15 protein-coding genes and 1 pseudogene are annotated in these 16,314 nt (G+C 67.2%); 13 read left to right on the top strand and 3 right to left on the bottom strand.

All coding sequences use genetic code 11. The features are described from left to right. Positions 1 to 2,594, bottom strand: a pseudogene (locus KBY78_RS08440) (hypothetical protein); the annotation flags it as partial. A 68-nt stretch (positions 2,595 to 2,662) separates the two neighbouring features. Here KBY78_RS08440 and KBY78_RS08435 point away from each other — a divergent pair. From KBY78_RS08435 to KBY78_RS08390, 10 genes are all read left to right on the top strand, one after another. Then, on the top strand, positions 2,663 to 3,130 hold the full coding sequence (locus KBY78_RS08435) for a Ycf51 family protein (RefSeq protein ID WP_006171360.1): 468 nt from the start codon (positions 2,663 to 2,665) through the stop codon (positions 3,128 to 3,130). Beyond that, complete coding sequence (locus KBY78_RS08430; protein WP_255143217.1) at positions 3,130 to 3,519, top strand: DUF4332 domain-containing protein; 390 nt, start codon at positions 3,130 to 3,132, stop codon at positions 3,517 to 3,519. The genes KBY78_RS08435 and KBY78_RS08430 overlap by 1 nt, the downstream gene beginning before the upstream one ends. 68 nt (positions 3,520 to 3,587) lie before the next feature. Beyond that, entirely contained in the window at positions 3,588 to 3,875 is a 288-nt protein-coding gene (locus KBY78_RS08425) for a hypothetical protein (protein WP_006171358.1), read from the top strand. 36 nt (positions 3,876 to 3,911) lie between these two features. Next, entirely contained in the window at positions 3,912 to 5,456 is a 1,545-nt protein-coding gene (locus KBY78_RS08420) for a CocE/NonD family hydrolase (RefSeq protein WP_255143216.1), read from the top strand. A gap of 24 nt (positions 5,457 to 5,480) precedes the next feature. Next, the gene (locus KBY78_RS08415; RefSeq protein ID WP_255143215.1) at positions 5,481 to 6,197 is read left to right on the top strand and encodes a DUF3887 domain-containing protein; all 717 of its coding nucleotides are present in this window, start codon (positions 5,481 to 5,483) and stop codon (positions 6,195 to 6,197) included. Positions 6,198 to 6,256: 59 nt separating this feature from the next. After that, on the top strand, positions 6,257 to 8,566 hold the full coding sequence (gene glgB / locus KBY78_RS08410) for a 1,4-alpha-glucan branching protein GlgB (protein ID WP_255143214.1): 2,310 nt from the start codon (positions 6,257 to 6,259) through the stop codon (positions 8,564 to 8,566). Between the two features lie 26 nt (positions 8,567 to 8,592). After that, positions 8,593 to 9,651, top strand: coding sequence for a uroporphyrinogen decarboxylase (gene hemE / locus KBY78_RS08405; protein ID WP_255143213.1), 1,059 nt, complete (start codon positions 8,593 to 8,595; stop codon positions 9,649 to 9,651). Beyond that, on the top strand, positions 9,648 to 10,658 hold the full coding sequence (locus tag KBY78_RS08400; protein WP_255143212.1) for an NAD(P)-dependent oxidoreductase: 1,011 nt from the start codon (positions 9,648 to 9,650) through the stop codon (positions 10,656 to 10,658). Before hemE ends, KBY78_RS08400 begins: the two co-directional genes overlap by 4 nt. Before the next feature lie 52 nt (positions 10,659 to 10,710). Next, a complete protein-coding gene (petE, locus tag KBY78_RS08395) occupies positions 10,711 to 11,091 on the top strand; it encodes a plastocyanin (RefSeq protein ID WP_255143211.1) in 381 nt (126 codons plus the stop codon). Between the two features lie 99 nt (positions 11,092 to 11,190). Further along, entirely contained in the window at positions 11,191 to 11,532 is a 342-nt protein-coding gene (locus tag KBY78_RS08390; protein ID WP_255143210.1) for a c-type cytochrome, read from the top strand. A gap of 80 nt (positions 11,533 to 11,612) precedes the next feature. Here KBY78_RS08390 and KBY78_RS08385 read toward each other — a convergent pair whose 3' ends face one another. After that, on the bottom strand, positions 11,613 to 11,819 hold the full coding sequence (locus KBY78_RS08385; RefSeq protein ID WP_255143209.1) for a hypothetical protein: 207 nt from the start codon (positions 11,817 to 11,819) through the stop codon (positions 11,613 to 11,615). 51 nt (positions 11,820 to 11,870) lie between these two features. Here KBY78_RS08385 and KBY78_RS08380 point away from each other — a divergent pair, with 51 nt between their 5' ends. Continuing rightward, positions 11,871 to 12,164, top strand: coding sequence for a hypothetical protein (locus KBY78_RS08380; protein ID WP_255143208.1), 294 nt, complete (start codon positions 11,871 to 11,873; stop codon positions 12,162 to 12,164). A 21-nt stretch (positions 12,165 to 12,185) separates the two neighbouring features. On the opposite strand, the gene KBY78_RS08375 is transcribed toward KBY78_RS08380, so the two are convergent. Beyond that, the gene (locus tag KBY78_RS08375; RefSeq protein ID WP_255143207.1) at positions 12,186 to 12,659 is read right to left on the bottom strand and encodes a hypothetical protein; all 474 of its coding nucleotides are present in this window, start codon (positions 12,657 to 12,659) and stop codon (positions 12,186 to 12,188) included. A 149-nt stretch (positions 12,660 to 12,808) separates the two neighbouring features. Here KBY78_RS08375 and clpB point away from each other — a divergent pair, with 149 nt between their 5' ends. Both clpB and rfbA read left to right on the top strand, forming a co-directional pair. Then, positions 12,809 to 15,436 (top strand): ATP-dependent chaperone ClpB, encoded by a 2,628-nt coding sequence (clpB, locus tag KBY78_RS08370; RefSeq protein ID WP_255143206.1) that lies wholly within the window; start codon positions 12,809 to 12,811, stop codon positions 15,434 to 15,436. 52 nt (positions 15,437 to 15,488) lie between these two features. Then, positions 15,489 to 16,314, top strand: an 826-nt coding sequence (gene rfbA, locus KBY78_RS08365) for a glucose-1-phosphate thymidylyltransferase RfbA (protein WP_255143205.1), incomplete at its 3' end; no start/stop codon positions are given.

Genomic DNA, 16,314 nt, shown 5'->3' with positions numbered 1-16,314 from the left:
ATGTCGAGATCCACCAGACCGCGCAGGTCCGCGAGCTGCACCCGCGATCCGGCAGTCGTTGGGGCCCGGAATTCCGCCAGCCGTGCCTGCGCTGCGCGCAGGGCCCTGAGCTGGCCGTCGATCGTCCCGCCCAGGGTGTCGATCACGAGGGTTCCCAGGTCGCTGGCCCGTCCCCTGGGTAAGGGAGTGTCCCCCCGCCAGATCGCCAGGGCCTGGGCCAGCTCCTGGAACAGCTGCAGCGGCAGTCCACGCCCTTCGATGCGGCTGCGCAGGCGCCCTTTGCGCACGCCATCGCCGCTGAGGGCCACGGTTCCGCCGGCCAGGGGCGTGAACTCCCCTTTGAAGCCGAACTGGCCTGCCGCGTAGCGACCCGAGGCGGTGAGCCGCTGGCCGCGTACCCCCAGTAGCAGGGGACGCTCCAGGGCCACGCTGCCCTCCATCGCCAGGGGCTGCAGATCGAGAATTCCCTTGCCACTGAGCAGGCCGTCAAGGGCCCTGGGCCTGGAGGCACCACCAACGGCGAGCCGCAGGCCAGCGAGGGGGAAGCGGCTCGCCTGCCAGCGGTAGCGGCGCGCATCGCCCTTGAGGCTCAGCACCCCTTGCTGGCGCCGCAGCTCCACCTCGGTGGGCAGCCACGACCGGTTGAGGCGGGCCCTGAGACTCCCCTGCTGGGCTGGTGCCAAAGCCGTCAGGGCCAGGTTGCCCCCGCCGCCCGGGCGGGCGGTGAGCCGGCCTTCCCAGGTTTCCAGCAGTTGCAGGGGGCCGCCACCGGGCTGACGCACCGACAGCCAGAGGTCAGGGCGCAGGCTGCGCAGCGGACCGCGCAGGGTTCCGCGGGCACTGAGATGCCCCTGAAGCTGACTACCCACCAGGGGGCCGATCCGTGCCAGGGCATAGGGCCTGAGGTTCAGGTTCAGACCCAGATCCCCCACCACCACACCTCGCCGGCGCTGCCAGCGCAGGGGCAGGCTGCCATCGGCGCTGAGCTCTGGGCTCTCGAAGCGGCGCAAGCGCAGGCGATCCTCGAACCAGACCAGATCAGCGCTGGCTGCCCCCAGCAGTTGGGTGTCCTCCAGCTGGATGCCGGAGGGCGCGCTGAGCCGAGCCTGCAGGCGCCCGAGGGGTCCGGCCCGGTTGCCGCTGGGGCCAGCGCTGGCCTGCAGGGTGAGCAGGGTGCGGCCCTGCCTTTGGACATTGGCGCTGAGAGTCGGCTTCTGCACGGTTCCACCCAGCAGCAGGCCACCCTCCAGCCAGTCGTCACGCCCTAGCAGGGCTTGCGCTGCGTCACCGGCTGGTTTCCAGAGCGATGGATGCAGCCGCAGCTGCTGGCTGCGGACGTCGAGCCGGGGCCAGACCTGACCTCTCGCCGTGAGTTCGGAGCGGCCGGAGCGCAGGCGCAGACTGTCGAGCGTCAACTGGAGGCTGCGTCGCCAGTCGGCGCGAATTCGGGCGTTGAGCTTCAGCGGCTGGGGGCTGGTGGGCGTGCCCTTGCCCAGGGGGATGTGGCCATCGAGCGCCAGCAGGGGCTGCTGCCAGGGGCCGTTGATCCCCAGGCCAAGACGGTCGCCGCGCTGGGGGTCGCTGGCCGTGAGCCGCAGGTCGAAGCGGTTTCCGGGCTCCAGGGAACCCCGGACAGTCCCGCGCCAGTTCGCCATTTGCCATGGATCCCCCTTCAGCAGGATCTGCTGTCCGCGGCAGGCAACGGCAAGGCGTCTGGCCTGGAGCGGCGCCGGCAACAGCGGATCACGAAGCTCCAGTTCCCCCAGCCGCAGGGAGCCCCTGCAGCTGGTGCTGCCGGAGCCGCGGGTGAGTTGAAGGCGGCCGTCGGCGGTTCCCTTCAGCGACTGCAGGCGCGGGGGACGGGCGCGGGGAATCAGGGACGCCAGGGGGGCCAGATCCCAGCGGCGCAGGTCGAGGCCCACCTTCACGGCGCCGCTGCTCCAGTTCGCCGAGCCACGCACCAGGGCTCGGCCATTGCTGCTGGCTGCCCCGGCAGTGGCCTGGGCCCGGGGCCTGGCGGTGGCGCGCCAGTCGATGGTGCGGCGGTGCAGCCTCACTCCCGCCCGGCCCTGCACCTTCAGGTCGAGAGCGCTGGAGCCCAGTTGCAGGCGGGCGGGCTTCTCCAGCAGGAGGTTCAGGGTGAGTCTTGGCGGCTGCTTGGCTCCCGCCGGCCCGAAGACCCAGAGTTGCCCCTTGGCGTTGGGGATCAGATTGAGCTGGGCCCCTCTGGGCCGCAGATCCAGCACCAGGGCCCTCTCCGCCAGGCTGGCCAGGGGATCCAGGTTCACCCCGACCCCGTCAAGGCGCAGGTTGGAGCGGTCGGCCGGCCCGCTCAGGACGCGGCTCGGTCCGATGGTCAGCCCCCAGGGCCTGAGCCCTTCATAGGAACCGAGCTGGACAGGGTGCCCCAGCCCACGGCCGATCAACACCTGCAGCCTGGGTCGCCAGCTCTCGTAGGCCCAGCGAGCCAGGTGATCGGACCCCCACCAGGCTCCAATCAGCCCTGCGCTTCCGCCCAGGGCGGCGGCCAGCAGCAGGCGAGGGCGGCGGCTCCGGGACTGGGTTCCCGATTCAGGCGAAGGCGGGGACCCCATCGGCTCGTCGCTGTCACCGCCTGAGGACGCCGCAATATAAAGGGGTTTGCGCTTCCCCCCTGGCCGCCATGCCCGTTGATCCGCTGTTGCTCAAAGCCGGGCTCTGGCTGGGGGCCGCCAGTGGTGTGCTGGCTGTCTTGATGGTGGTGGGCTTCGTTCGGGGCTGGGGGTTCCGTTTCCGCTTGGTCGGGGTCACGAGCTTCACGGCCCTGCTCTCCCTCTCCTGTCTGGCCTTCGCCATCAGCTACTCGCCCCGCACCCATGTGGAGGGGGCCGTGACCGTGCCGGTGGTCTTCGACAACGGCACCAACCTGGTGATCGCGGCGGCCGCTGACGATCTTTCAGCCGAGGCCTACGGCCCCACGGTGGAGCAACTGGCCCTCAACCTGCGCGGAAGCGGCCGCAGCAGCGCCGATGGGCTGGTGCACGTGCGCCTGCGGCGGGTTGAGTCGGCCGGCGCTGGCTTCAGTCGGCCGGTGGTGCTGGCGGAGGCCACCCGCAGCCTCAGTGACGGCACGGTGCAGGTGCTGCGCTGATGCTTGTTTTCCCCTCCCACTTCAGCGCTGAGCAGAGCCAGCTGAATCAGGCGGGTTTGAACGACTGGCCTTCGCTGGCCGCCCAGAGCGATCTGGCTCTGCGGCGCCTGGCCCGCTGCGGTGCTTCGGAGCAGCGCCTGATCAAACTGCGGGGCCAGGCCCGCCTGATCAGTGAGCTGGGTCTGGAGCCTGAGCAGGCTGCTCTGCTGTTGTACGCGGGCATCGCCAGCGCGGCCGGGCTGGCCGAGGCGTCGCCCCAGCAGCTCCTGCGCCAGCTGGGCCGGCTGCAGCGCTCCCTGACCGGATCCGCGGTGGCCACGCCCGACTCCACGCAGGTGCGCGCCTGGATCGCCGCGGCGCGGCGGGCCACCGGTCGCCCACCAAACTGACCAGGACTGCTCCAACTGGTCTCGCCGAGACCCTCAAATGGAGAGATCCCCCCTGCGGTGGACGGTCCTTGCCTGTTCTCTCCCTTCTCAGCCTGACGGCTCTGGCCGTGTTCATGGGTGCTGGGCTGCCCTTCACCCCTCTACAGGCGGCTTCACCGCTGCTGGAGTCGGTCAAGCAGAACCCTCAGCTGGCCAAGCGGATCTGCGCCGACCTGCGCCAGCTCAACAGCCGCGGCGTGAGTTCCAATTCCCCGGAAGCGATCGCCATGGTGGCCCAGAGCCAGGGCCTGTCCTCCACTGACGCGGAGATTCTCACCACCTATGTGGTCGGGCTTCACTGCCCTGACGTGCGCTGAGCCGCCCCGCTGGACACTGAGGTTCTTGAGGAATGGATGCCGTGTCCTGACGGGGCACGGCTGGCCACCAGGGTCTGGAGACCCACGAGGCCGGGGCGTTGGCCCCTGCTGCTGATGCGCCAGCCCTACGGGCGCGCCATCGCCTCCACCGTCACCTATGCCCATCCGCGCTGGTATGCCAGCCAGGGCTATGCGGTAGCCGTGCAGGACGTGCGCGGCCGGGGCGACTCCACCGGAGAGTTCAGGGGCTTTACCCAGGAGGCCGCCGATGGCGCCGTGGCCCTGGCCTGGGTGCGCAGTCTGCCCTACGTCAACGGCCGGGTGGGGACCTATGGCTTCTCGTATCAGGGACTCAGTCAGCTGCTGCTGAGCCCCGGCAGCCCGCTGCCCGACGCCCTCGCCCCGGCCATGGCCGGCCTGGATGAGCGGCTGCACTGGGCCAGCGAAGGGGGAGCCCACTGGTGGGCCCTGGGCTTGGGCTGGGCGCTGCAGCTGGCGGCAGAAACGGTGCGCCGCGCCGGAGATGAAACCGCCTGGCGCCGCCTGCGTCTGAGCCTGGAAGGGGGCACTTTTCTGCGCGATGGCCTGGCACTGCTGGAGCAGCACGATCCCGGCGGGATGGGGCTGGGCTGGTTGCGACTGGATCCCGCCAACCCCATTGGCTGGAGGCGCCATGAGCCGCCTGAGGGCCTGCTGCGCCAGCCGATGCTGCTGGTGGGCGGCTGGCACGACCCCCACCTCAGCGGGGTACTCGATCTGCGGGCCCGTGCCCATGCCGCCGGCGGTGCTCCCTGGCTGCGCATCGGCGCCTGGAGTCACCTGAACTGGGCTGGGGGCCTCGATCGCCTGCAGCTGGCCTTCTTCGATCGGCACCTGCGCGACCGGGATGGACTGGAGACCCATCCCCGCGAGGCGGTGGCTGATCTGGGCGCTGGGTCCTGGCAGAGCCTGGCTGCTGGAGGCTGTGACCAGCCCAGCTGGGCCCTGCGCAGTCAAGGACTGGCGGCGATCGATGCCGGAGAGGGACGCCTGCTCGCCGGGGGCGAGGGTGGTGGTGTCGTTTGGCTGGTGCACGACCCCTGGCGGCCGGCCCCCGGCCGGGGCGGCCATCTGGGCCTGGATGCCGGCCTGGTGGCCCGCACGGATCTCGACGCCCGCGCCGATGTGGCCTGCTTCACCAGCGTCCCCCTGACCGGTCCGCTTCAGCTGGCGGGGCGACCGGAACTGGAGCTGGAGCTCAGCTCTGATCAGGACGGTTTCGATCTCTGTGGCGCCCTCTCGGTGATCCGCCAGGGCACCGCCTGGCAGCTGAGCACCGGGGTGCTGCGTTCCCTGGGCCCCCACTGCCGCCGACGGCAGCGGCGGCGCCTGAGCCTGCAGCCCCTGGTGACGACCCTGGCCGCCGGGGAGCAGCTGCGCCTGTCACTGGCGGCCTCGGCCTGGCCCCAGATCGCCGTCAACCCCGGCAGCGGCGACTGTCCCCTGGGCCCGGTGGGCCCGGGCCACCGGGTGATCACGCTGGAGCTGCAGCTGGCTGATGCCTGCCTGCGCCTGCTGCCGCTTGATTCTCGGGCAGACTGACGCGAGCCCAACGCCCGCACCTCCGTGAATCTGCGCGTCCCTTTGCTGGCGATGGCCCTGGCCTGTGGACTGCATGGAGGGCAGGCCCTGGCCACCTCCGCGCTGCAGCCAGCCGAGGCCAGAGCCGCCGGGCAGGTGGTGCTTGATGCCCTGAAGCGCCAGGACAGTCAGGCTGTCTTTGACCGTCTGGCCCCTGATCTGCAGAAACTGACCACGGTGGAGCGGGTGCGTCAACGCTTGCAGAGGCAGGGGCCCATCCTCGGCAGCCGCATCACCGACGTGTCAACGGGGGTGGATGACAGCACGGTGGAGGCGGAGCTGAGGGGTTCCAGCGGCAGCCGTCCCCTGGTGCTGGTGCTCGACGGCCGCGGACGTGTGCTGGGCTGGGAGCTGGATCAGAACGACACGCCGATCAAGCAGATCGCCACCAACTTCATCACCTCCCTCAGCGAGGGCCGGGTGGTGGATGCCCGCAGCCTGCTGATCCGCGATCTCCAGGACGAGATCACCCCCCAGGATCTGCTCAACCGCTGGAAGGATCTCGAGAAATTCACCGGTTCATTCCAGCGCCTGCGCGGCACCGTGGTGGCCAGTGAAGGAGGCGCCCAGCAGCTGGTGCTCGTCACCACCCAGTTCCAGAGGGTCACCGACAACCTGTTCGTGATCTTCGACGCTCAGGGTCACATCATCGGCGTCGACTTCCCCGAGGATCCGGCCATGCCTGGCAGCCCGTTGCCCTGAGCGCGGAGGGACCTCCAGGATCGGCGGGCCTAAGCTCCCCTTCCGTCCGCTGATGCTCGATGCCCTCCACCAGCCTCGAATGGATGGTCCAAGACGGCCAGAGGCTTCAGGAGTGCCGGCACGATCATCCTTTTGCCGTGCTTGGGCCCCAGCCCCACGGTGATGGCTGGGTGGTGAGGGCCTGGATGCCGGAAGCGAGCCAGGTTGACCTGCTGCTCGATGGCCGTGCCCTGCCGATGGCCACGCCCCACCATCCCTGGGTGTTTGAAGTCGAGCTGAGCGAAGACCCGGGCCGGCGCTACGAGTACCGGGTGCAGCGTGGGGGTATCGAGCACCAGCAGCACGACCCGTGGGCCTTCCGCGAGGAGTGGATGGGCGAACTTGACCGCCATCTCTTCGCGGAAGGCAATCACCATCACATCTGGCGCCGTCTCGGCGCTCACCCCTGCGAGCGCGACGGCATCGCTGGCGTGCAGTTCGCCCTCTGGGCCCCCAATGCCCGCAGCGTGGCTTTGCTGGGTGAATGCAACAACTGGGATGGCCGCCACCACCCGATGCAGCTGCGCATCGGCGGCATCTGGGAACTGTTCGTGCCCGGCCTCAGGCCTGGAGCTCTCTACAAATATGAAGTGCGCTCTCCCGAGGGCCACTGCTATCAGAAGGCAGATCCCTACGGCTTCCAGCACGAAGTGCGCCCCCAGCAGGGATCGGTGGTCTCCCAGCTGGGTCAGTACCGCTGGGGTGATCAGGCCTGGCTGGCCGAGCGCGACGGCCGCAACCCCCTCGATCAGCCGATCTCGGTGTATGAGCTGCACCTGGGCAGCTGGATGCATGGCCCGGCCGACCAGCCCTACATCGAGGCCGATGGCAGCCCGCGCCCGCCGGTGGCGGCCGCTGATCTCAAGCCCGGCGCCCGCCTGCTCACCTACCCCGAGCTGGCCGATCGGCTGATCCCCTACGTGAAGGAGCGGGGCTTCACGCATCTGGAGCTGATGCCGATCGCCGAGCATCCCTTCGATGGCTCCTGGGGCTATCAGGTGACGGGCTTCTACGCCCCCACCAGCCGCTTCGGCCCGCCGGATGAATTCCGGGCCTTCGTGGATCGCTGCCACGCCGAGGGGCTGGGCGTGATCCTCGACTGGGTGCCCGGCCACTTCCCCAAGGACAGCCATGGCCTGGCCTTCTTCGACGGCTGCCATCTCTACGAGCATGCCGATCCACGCATCGGAGAGCACAAGGAATGGGGGACGCTGATCTTCAACTACAGCCGCAATGAGGTGCGCAACTTCCTTGTGGCCAATCTGGTCTATTGGTTCGAGGAGTTCCACATCGATGGCATCCGCGTGGATGCGGTGGCCTCGATGCTCTACCGCGACTACCTGCGCCCCACCGGCGAATGGTTGCCCAACGAGGAGGGCGGCCGCGAAAACCTCGAGGCGGTGCGCTTCCTGCAGCAGGCCAACACGGTGCTGTTCCACCACTTCCCCGGTGCCCTCTCGATCGCCGAGGAATCCACCACCTGGCCGATGGTGACCAAGCCCACCGACAGCGGTGGCCTCGGCTTCAACCTCAAGTGGAACATGGGCTGGATGCACGACATGCTCGATTACTTCGAGCTGGATCCCTGGTTCCGCCAGTTCCACCAGAACAACGTCAGCTTCTCGATCATGTATCACTACACCGAGAACTTCATGCTGGCGCTCAGTCATGATGAGGTGGTGCATGGCAAGAGTCATCTGCTGCACAAGATGCCCGGCGACGACTGGCAGAAGTTCGCCAATGTGCGCGCCCTGCTGGCCTACATGTGGACCCACCCGGGCAAGAAGACCATCTTCATGGGCATGGAGTTCGGTCAGCGCAGCGAATGGAACGTCTGGGGTGATCTGCAGTGGGATCTGCTGGAGTTCGAGGCCCATCAGGGTCTGCTCAACCTGGTGGACGACCTCAACCGCTACTACCGCGAGGAGCCGGCCCTGTGGAGGGATGATTTTGACCACTACGGCTTCCAGTGGATCGACTGCAGTGACAACCGCCAGTCGGTGATCAGCTTCATGCGCCGCGAGAGCCAGGGCGGCTCCTGGGTGGTGGTGGTGGCCAATTTCACTCCCCAGAGCCACTCGCACTACCGAGTGGGGGTGCCGATGGAGGGCTTCTACGCCGAAACCTTCAACACCGACAGCAGCCGCTACGGCGGCAGCAACCTCGGCAACATGGGTGGCAAATTCAGCGATGAGCAGGCGGTCCATGGCTACGGCCAGTCGCTGGAGCTCTGCCTGCCGCCCCTGAGCGTGCTGGTGCTGCGGCGCGACCCGGAGCGCAGCCAGACCCTCTGTGACGAAGCCAGCGGATCAGGTGGTGCCGTCGGGTAGGTTCGCCCCTGGCATTCCCTGACCCCATGGCCGAACCGCTCCCCCTGCTGCTGCGCGCCGCCCGAGGTGAGCAGGTGGAGCGCCCACCGGTGTGGATGATGCGCCAGGCCGGGCGTTACATGAAGGTCTACCGCGACCTGCGTGATCGTCACCCCGGCTTCCGCGAGCGCTCGGAGCAGCCCGATCTCTCCTATGAGATCTCGATGCAGCCCTACCGGGCCTTCCAGCCCGATGGCGTGATCCTCTTCTCCGACATCCTCACGCCGCTGCCGGGCATGGGGATCGATTTCGACATCATCGAGAGCAAGGGTCCAATCATCGATCCGCCGATCCGCAGCCTGGCGCAGGTGGAGGCGCTGAGGCCCCTGGATCCGGCCGCCTCGCTGCCCTTCGTCGGTGAGGTGCTGGGCCGGCTGCGCCAGAGCGTGGGCAACGAGGCGGCCGTGCTCGGTTTTGTGGGCGCCCCCTGGACCCTGGCGGCCTACGCGGTGGAGGGCAAGAGCAGCAAGAACTACGCCGTGATCAAGGCGATGGCGTTCCAGGAGCCGGCGCTGCTGCATCAGCTGCTGGGGCTGCTGGCGGATTCGATTGCTGCCTATGTCTGCTATCAGATCGAGAGCGGCGCCCAGGTGGTGCAGCTGTTTGATTCCTGGGCCGGCCAGCTCAGCCCGATCGACTACGACGTTTTTGCGGCTCCGTATCAGAAACGGGTGGTGGATCAGGTCAAGGTGAAGCACCCCGACACCCCCCTGATCCTCTATATCTCCGGGAGCGCCGGTGTGCTGGAGCGGATGGCCACCACGGGCGTGGATTTCATCTCGCTCGACTGGACCGTGGACATGGCCGATGGCTGTGCCCGCCTGCCCGAGCACCTGGGGGTGCAGGGCAATGTGGATCCCGGTCTGCTGTTCGGCACGCCTGAGGCCATCCGCGCCCGCATCGTTGACACCGTGCGCAAGGCCCGCGGCCGCCGCCACATTCTCAACCTCGGCCACGGCATCCTTCCCGGCACGCCTGAGGAGAACGCCCGGGGGTTCTTCGAGGCCGGCAAGTCGGTGAATGAGCTGCTGGGGGCAGCCGTTTGAGCGGCGTCAACGGGCCCGCCCGAATCCTGATCACGGGGGCCAGTGGCTGTGTGGGCCAGGCCATCGCCGAGCAGTTGCTGGCCCATTCCGACGCCGAGCTGCTGCTCTGGCTGCGGGATCCCTCCAAGCTCACGGCCGTGCCCAGGCAGCATCCGCGCCTCACCCTGCTGGTGGGTGATCTGCGCGATCAGGAGCCCCACGCCGCCGCCATCGCCACGGCCACGCGGGTGATTCACACCGCCACCGCCTGGGGCGATCCCGAGCGGGCCCAGCAGGTGAATGTGGTGGCCGTGAAGGAGCTGCTGGGCCGCCTCGACCCCGAGCGGCTGGAGCAGATCATCTACTTCTCCACCGCCAGCATCCTCGATCGCCAGCTGCAGCTGCTGCCGGAAGCGGAGGCCTACGGCACCGAGTACATCCAGACCAAGGCCCTCTGCCTGCAGCAGCTGGAGCGCCATGCGCTGGCCGCAAAGATCGTGGCTGTTTTCCCGACGCTGGTGTTCGGTGGCTCGGTGGGCCCAGGCGATCCGCACCCCACCAGCTATCTCACCGCCGGTCTCAAGGAGGGGGTGCGCTGGCTGTGGCTGGCCAAGTGGCTGCGGGCCGAGGCCAGCTTCCACTTCATTCACGCCGCCGACATCGCCCTGGTCTGCGCCCACCTGGCCCTGAATCCCCACCAGCCCAATCCGGAGCCGAACCAGGGTCCGTTGCGCCGGCTGGTGCTGGGGCAGCCCGCCGTCACGGTCGATGACACCGTGAGCCGGCTCTGCCGCTGGCGCCGCAGCTGGCGACCGCCCCTGGGCCTGGCCCTCAACGGCTGGTGGATCGAGGCCCTGATCCGGGTGCTGCCGATCGAGGTGAACGCCTGGGATCGCTTCAGCATCCGCCAGCGCCATTTCATCCACGACCCGGTGAGCCCGCCGGAGCGCTTTGATCTGGTCAGCTATGCCCCCACCCTTGAGGCGGTGTTCGAGCAGGCGGGGCTGCCCCGTCGCGGACTTATCTGAGAGCGTCATACACTGCAACCAGTGTTAGGAAAACCAGATGGTTCAAGCTTTGATGACTTCGGCAGCGCGCCTGCTGCGCTCCGTGGCCGCCTCCGCTCTGCTGGGGGCCCTGCTGGTGCTGGTGAGCGTCAGCGCGGTGCAGCCCGCCGAGGCCGCCACCGTTGAGGTGAAGCTCGGCACCGACGCCGGCATGCTGGCCTTCGAGCCCAGCGTGGTCACGATCAGCAAGGGCGACACGGTCCACTTCATGAACAACAAGCTGGCCCCCCACAACGCCGTCTTTGATGGCCATGAAGAGTTCAGCCACACCAGCCTGGCCTTTGCGCCCGGCGAGAGCTGGGATGAAACCTTCGAGCAGGCCGGCAGCTTCGACTACTGGTGTGAGCCCCACCGCGGCGCCGGCATGGTCGGCAAGGTGATCGTCGAGGGCTAAGTCACAACATTGTTTCGATCCGCTCCCGCCGCCGGTCCCCATCCGGCGGCGGGATTCTAGTTTTGGTGGGTTGCCTTGTTTCCATTGCTCGCCTCCCTGATGCGTCGCTTGCTTTCGTTTGTTGCTCTCTGCTTGGCCCTGCTGCTGGGCGCCGCCCCCAGCTTTGCCGCCGACGCCGCCCATGGCGGGCAGATCTTCTCCGCCAACTGCGCGGCCTGTCACATGGGCGGTGGCAATGTGGTGAACGCCGAGCGCACCCTCAAGGCCGAGGCCCTGGCCAGCTATCTGGAGAACTACAGCAGTGACCACGAGGCGGCCATCGCCATGCAGGTCACCAAGGGCAAAAACGCCATGCCGGCCTTCCTCGGTAAACTCACCGAAGCGGATATCGCCGATGTGTCCGCCTACGTCGAGGAAATGGCCGCCAAAGGCTGGGCCTGATCACCAGCTCCAGATGGGGAGCTGAGTGACGCCTCTTGCCAGCACCCCCTACCCAGGGGGTGCTTTTTTGTGCCTGGCGCTCAGTTCAGGTCGCGGCGTCTGGAGAGCACCTCAAGGTAGAGGTCCTCGGGCACGTCGCGGATGTCGTATTCACTGGGGAGCACCCCATGGGCATGGCGGTGCACCACCAGCCAGCAGTTGCGCTCGGGATCCTTGCTGGTGCCCTCGAAATCGCGGGATTCCTGCGCCAGGCGCAGCACCAGGGATTCCCTCTCCTCGTTGCTCATTCCTACCCTGGGCCCGTGGCCTGACGCGGCGTCATCATGGCAACTCCAGTGTTGAAGCGTTCACTCCTGGCGGCGCTCCCCCTGATGCTCGGCGCTCCCGTTTCCGCCCTGGCCCAGCAGCCCCTGGCAGTACCACCCCTGTCCAGCGCGCCCTGGGTGCCGGGGGCCTCCTGCCCGCTGCTGGTCCCCCTGAAAGACTCGGTGCTGCAACCGCTGAGGATCCAGCCACGGCAGGTGCCGCGCAAAAACGCCGGCGGTTGCCTGTCGGCGGCGGATGCCCTGTACAGCGCCGATGGCGGCCCGCCCAAGCTCTGCCCACGGGCGCTGCCGAGCCTGGACCTCTGAAGCAGGTTTGCGCCCGCTTCCTCAGCGGCAGCCGAACACCGAGATCGTGTAGCTGAAACCGGTGGCATTGGCGTTGTAGCCCGAGCCCACCTTCACGTTCACCTGGGTCACCAGCTTGCCCGCCGGAGGGTAGAAGGGGCCGAACTGGCGGAACTGGCCGGGCTGGGCGTCGAGGATTTCGTTCACCACCTGCAGGTTGGTGCCATCACTGAACTTGAGGTAGGCCTGGATGGGGTAGGGGCCCTGCTCGGTGGAGGTGGACTTGAAGTTCACTTTGTAACTGGAGAAGGCCCGATTCACGCTGAAGTCGGTGTTGAAGTTGGTGCGGCCGAAGGGAAACACCAGGGGGCCGTTCAACTGGATCGTCTTGCTGACACTGGTGCCTCCCCCCACGGCCGGCAGGTAGGTGCAGCTGGCGGCCGCAGCGCCGGGGGCCAGGCCCGCTGACAGCAGGACAAGGGCTGCGAGCGTCGCGAGAGAACGGGTCCTGGGCATTGGGCAAAGGCGCGGCATGGGCTTGACGTTACGGACCGGTCTGAGCCGCCGTTCGGTTGATTCGCCAATTGTTTCGGCCTACCCATCCTGTGCTGGCCGTCGGGTCGTTCATAGCCTTTCAGCAACGAACACCCATGAGGAGATCATCCATGCATCCCACCGCCGAAGCGTTCACGGAGAAGGCCTGGGCCGCCATCGTGGCCGCGCAGCAGCTGGCCCAGCAGCGCCGGCAGCAGCAGCTGGAGAGCGAGCATCTGTTCGCCAGCCTGATCAGCCAGCCCGGACTGGCCACCCGCATCCTTGAGAAGGCCGGCGTTGATGTGGCGGCCCTGAATCAGGCGGTGGAGTCGTACCTCGCGAGCCAGCCCAGTCTGGGCGCTGCTCCGGAGAACGTGTTCCTGGGCAAGGGTCTCAATGAGGTGCTCGATCAGGCCGAACAGCTCAAGGCGACCTACGGCGACAGCTTCATCTCGATCGAGCACCTGCTGCTGGCCCTGGCCATCGACGACCGCTGCGGCAAGCGGCTGCTCTCTCAGGCTGGCACCAGCGCTGACAAACTCAAGGACGCCGTCCAGGCCGTGCGCGGCAACCAGAGTGTGACCGATCAGAACCCCGAAGGCACCTACGAATCCCTGGAGAAGTACGGCCGCGATCTCACCCAGGCCGCCCGCGACGGCAAGCTGGATCCGGTGATCGGCCGCGACGAGGAAATCCGCCGCACGATCCAGATCCTCAGCCGCCGCACCAAGAACAACCCCGTGCTGATCGGCGAACCCGGCGTGGGCAAGACCGCGATCGTGGAGGGCCTGGCCCAGCGGATCGTCAACGGGGATGTGCCCCAGGCGCTGCAGTACCGTCAGCTGATCGCCCTCGACATGGGCGCCTTGATCGCCGGGGCCAAGGACCGAGCTGAGTTCGAGGAGCGGCTGAAGGCGGTGCTCAAGGAGGTGACCTCCAGTGAGGGGCAGATCGTGCTGTTCATCGACGAGATCCACACCGTGGTGGGGGCCGGCGCCGCCGGCGGCTCGATGGATGCCAGCAATCTGCTCAAGCCGATGCTGGCCCGCGGTGAACTGCGCTGCATCGGTGCCACCACCCTCGATGAGCACCGCCAGCACATCGAGAAGGATCCCGCCCTGGAGCGCCGCTTCCAGCAGGTGTTCGTGGATCAGCCCACCGTGGAAGACACGATCTCGATCCTGCGTGGCCTCAAGGAGCGCTACGAGGTGCATCACGGCGTGCGCATCGCCGACAACGCCCTGGTGGCGGCAGCGGTGCTCTCCAGCCGCTACATCGCCGATCGCTTTCTCCCCGACAAGGCGATCGATCTGATGGATGAATCAGCGGCGCGCCTGAAGATGGTGATCACCTCCAAGCCGGAGGCGATCGATGAACTCGACCGCCGCATCCTGCAGCTGGAGATGGAGAAACTGTCGCTGGGCCGCGAATCCGATGCCGCCAGCAAGGACCGCCTGGAGCGGCTGGAGAAGGAGCTGGCCGATCTGAGCGAGCAGCAGAGCACCCTCAATGCCCAGTGGCAGCAGGAGAAGGGTGCGATCGATCAGCTCAGCGCCATCAAGGAGGAGATCGAGCAGGTGCAGCTGCAGGTGGAGCAGGCCAAGCGTCAGTACGACCTCAACAAGGCCGCCGAGCTGGAGTACGGCACCCTGGCGGACCTGCACAAGAAGCTGGCGGTCAAGGAAGCCGAACTGAATGCGGGTGATGGCGAGAAAACGTTGCTGCGCGAGGAGGTCACCGAAGACGACATCGCCGAGGTGATCGCCAAGTGGACCGGCATCCCCGTGTCGCGGCTGGTGCAGAGCGAGATGGAGAAACTCCTGCATCTCGAGGATGAGTTGCACACCCGCGTGATCGGTCAGAGCCAGGCCGTGACCGCTGTGGCCGATGCGATCCAGCGCTCCCGGGCCGGCCTCTCCGACCCCAACCGCCCGATCGCCAGCTTCCTGTTCCTCGGCCCCACCGGTGTGGGCAAGACGGAGCTCTCCAAGGCCCTGGCCTCCCAGCTGTTTGACAGCGACGACGCCATGGTGCGCATTGACATGAGCGAATACATGGAGAAGCACGCCGTGTCCCGCCTGATCGGAGCGCCTCCGGGCTATGTGGGCTACGAGGAGGGCGGCCAGCTCACCGAAGCGGTGCGTAGGCGCCCGTACGCCGTGATCCTGTTCGATGAGGTGGAGAAGGCCCACCCGGATGTGTTCAACGTGATGCTGCAGATCCTCGATGACGGCCGCGTCACCGATGGCCAGGGGCGCACAGTGGATTTCACCAACACGGTGCTGATTCTCACCAGCAACATCGGCAGCAGCTCGATCCTTGATCTGGCCGGTGATCCGGCCCGCCACGGCGAGATGGAGAAGCGGGTGAACGAGGCCCTGCGGGCCCATTTCCGCCCGGAGTTCCTCAACCGCCTGGATGAAACGATCATCTTCCACAGCCTGCGGGCCGAGGAACTGCGCCAGATCGTGGAGCTGCAGGTGCAACGGCTGCGCCAGCGCCTGGAGGATCGCAAGCTCGGCCTCGAGCTCGATGGCGCCTCCCTCGACTGGCTCGCGGGCGTTGGTTACGACCCGGTCTACGGGGCTCGGCCGCTAAAGCGGGCGATCCAGCGGCAGCTGGAAACCCCGATCGCCAAGGCGATCCTGGCCGGTCAGTTCCCCGAAGGCAGCACGATCGCTGTTGATGTGGAGAACGGAGCGGAGCCGCCAAGGCTGCGTTTCCAGCTCGCCAGGAGCCGGGAGCTGGCGTTGGTATGAATCGTTCGCCAAGGCCGATCGGTCACAATCTCCGTGTCCGGCTGCCGCTGCCATGCCTCAATTGCCTGACGGCCCACCCGATCGCCGGGGAATAATCCTCGCGGGTGGGTCAGGAACACGTCTTCACCCGATCACGCAGGCAGTGAGCAAGCAATTGTTACCTGTCTACGACAAACCCATGATCTATTACCCGCTCAGCACGCTGATGCTGGCGGGTTTGCGGGAGATCCTGGTGATCTCGACTCCTAGGGATCTTCCCCAGTTCCGGGCTCTTCTCGGGGACGGCTCCGCCTGGGGGCTGTCCCTGTCCTACGCCGAGCAGCCCCGCCCTGATGGTTTGGTCCAGGCGTTCCTGATTGGCTCCGATTTTCTCGCAGGCGGCTCGGCCGCCTTGATTCTGGGCGACAACTTGTTCTACGGCGGGGATCTCTCGCGCAATCTGCAAGCGGCCAATGCTCGCATCAGCGGCGCTTCTGTGTTCGCCTACCGTGTGGCGGATCCGCAACGCTATGGCGTGGTGGGCTTTGATGAAGATCGGCGGGTGGTGTCGCTGGAGGAGAAACCCGAAAAACCTGCTTCCAACTACGCCGTCACTGGTCTTTACTTCTACGACGCTGAGGTTGTAGATCTCGCTCAGCAGGTTAGGCCTTCAGCTCGCGGTGAATTGGAAATCACCACCCTGAACCAGTTCTATCTTGAGCGTGGTGATCTTCGCGTTGAACTCCTGGGACGAGGCATGGCCTGGCTGGACACCGGCACCTGCGATTCGCTGCATGAGGCCGGCAGCTACATCCGGACACTTGAGCATCGCCAGGGTCTCAAGATTGGCTGTCCGGAAGAAGTGGCCTGGCGGAAGGGTTGGATCGACTCCGATGAGC

The organism is Synechococcus sp. EJ6-Ellesmere (assembly GCF_024345875.1).
Classification (GTDB): domain Bacteria; phylum Cyanobacteriota; class Cyanobacteriia; order PCC-6307; family Cyanobiaceae; genus Regnicoccus_A; species Regnicoccus_A antarcticus.
The sequence above is the reverse complement of the archived record's forward strand: the minus strand, read 5'-3'. Positions and strand labels throughout refer to the sequence as shown.

What these genes read in the sequence shown, in the direction of transcription:
- petE (WP_255143211.1), top strand. Translation starts at nt 10,711, where the DNA reads ATGACTTCGGCAGCGCGCCTGCTGCGCTCCGTGGCCGCCTCCGCTCTG.
- KBY78_RS08420 (WP_255143216.1), top strand. Translation starts at nt 3,912, where the DNA reads ATGCCGTGTCCTGACGGGGCACGGCTGGCCACCAGGGTCTGGAGACCC.
- clpB (WP_255143206.1), top strand. Translation starts at nt 12,809, where the DNA reads ATGCATCCCACCGCCGAAGCGTTCACGGAGAAGGCCTGGGCCGCCATC.
- KBY78_RS08390 (WP_255143210.1), top strand. Translation starts at nt 11,191, where the DNA reads ATGCGTCGCTTGCTTTCGTTTGTTGCTCTCTGCTTGGCCCTGCTGCTG.
- hemE (WP_255143213.1), top strand. Translation starts at nt 8,593, where the DNA reads ATGGCCGAACCGCTCCCCCTGCTGCTGCGCGCCGCCCGAGGTGAGCAG.
- KBY78_RS08385 (WP_255143209.1), bottom strand. Translation starts at nt 11,819, where the DNA reads ATGAGCAACGAGGAGAGGGAATCCCTGGTGCTGCGCCTGGCGCAGGAA.
- KBY78_RS08435 (WP_006171360.1), top strand. Translation starts at nt 2,663, where the DNA reads ATGCCCGTTGATCCGCTGTTGCTCAAAGCCGGGCTCTGGCTGGGGGCC.
- glgB (WP_255143214.1), top strand. Translation starts at nt 6,257, where the DNA reads ATGCCCTCCACCAGCCTCGAATGGATGGTCCAAGACGGCCAGAGGCTT.
- KBY78_RS08430 (WP_255143217.1), top strand. Translation starts at nt 3,130, where the DNA reads ATGCTTGTTTTCCCCTCCCACTTCAGCGCTGAGCAGAGCCAGCTGAAT.
- KBY78_RS08375 (WP_255143207.1), bottom strand. Translation starts at nt 12,659, where the DNA reads ATGCCCAGGACCCGTTCTCTCGCGACGCTCGCAGCCCTTGTCCTGCTG.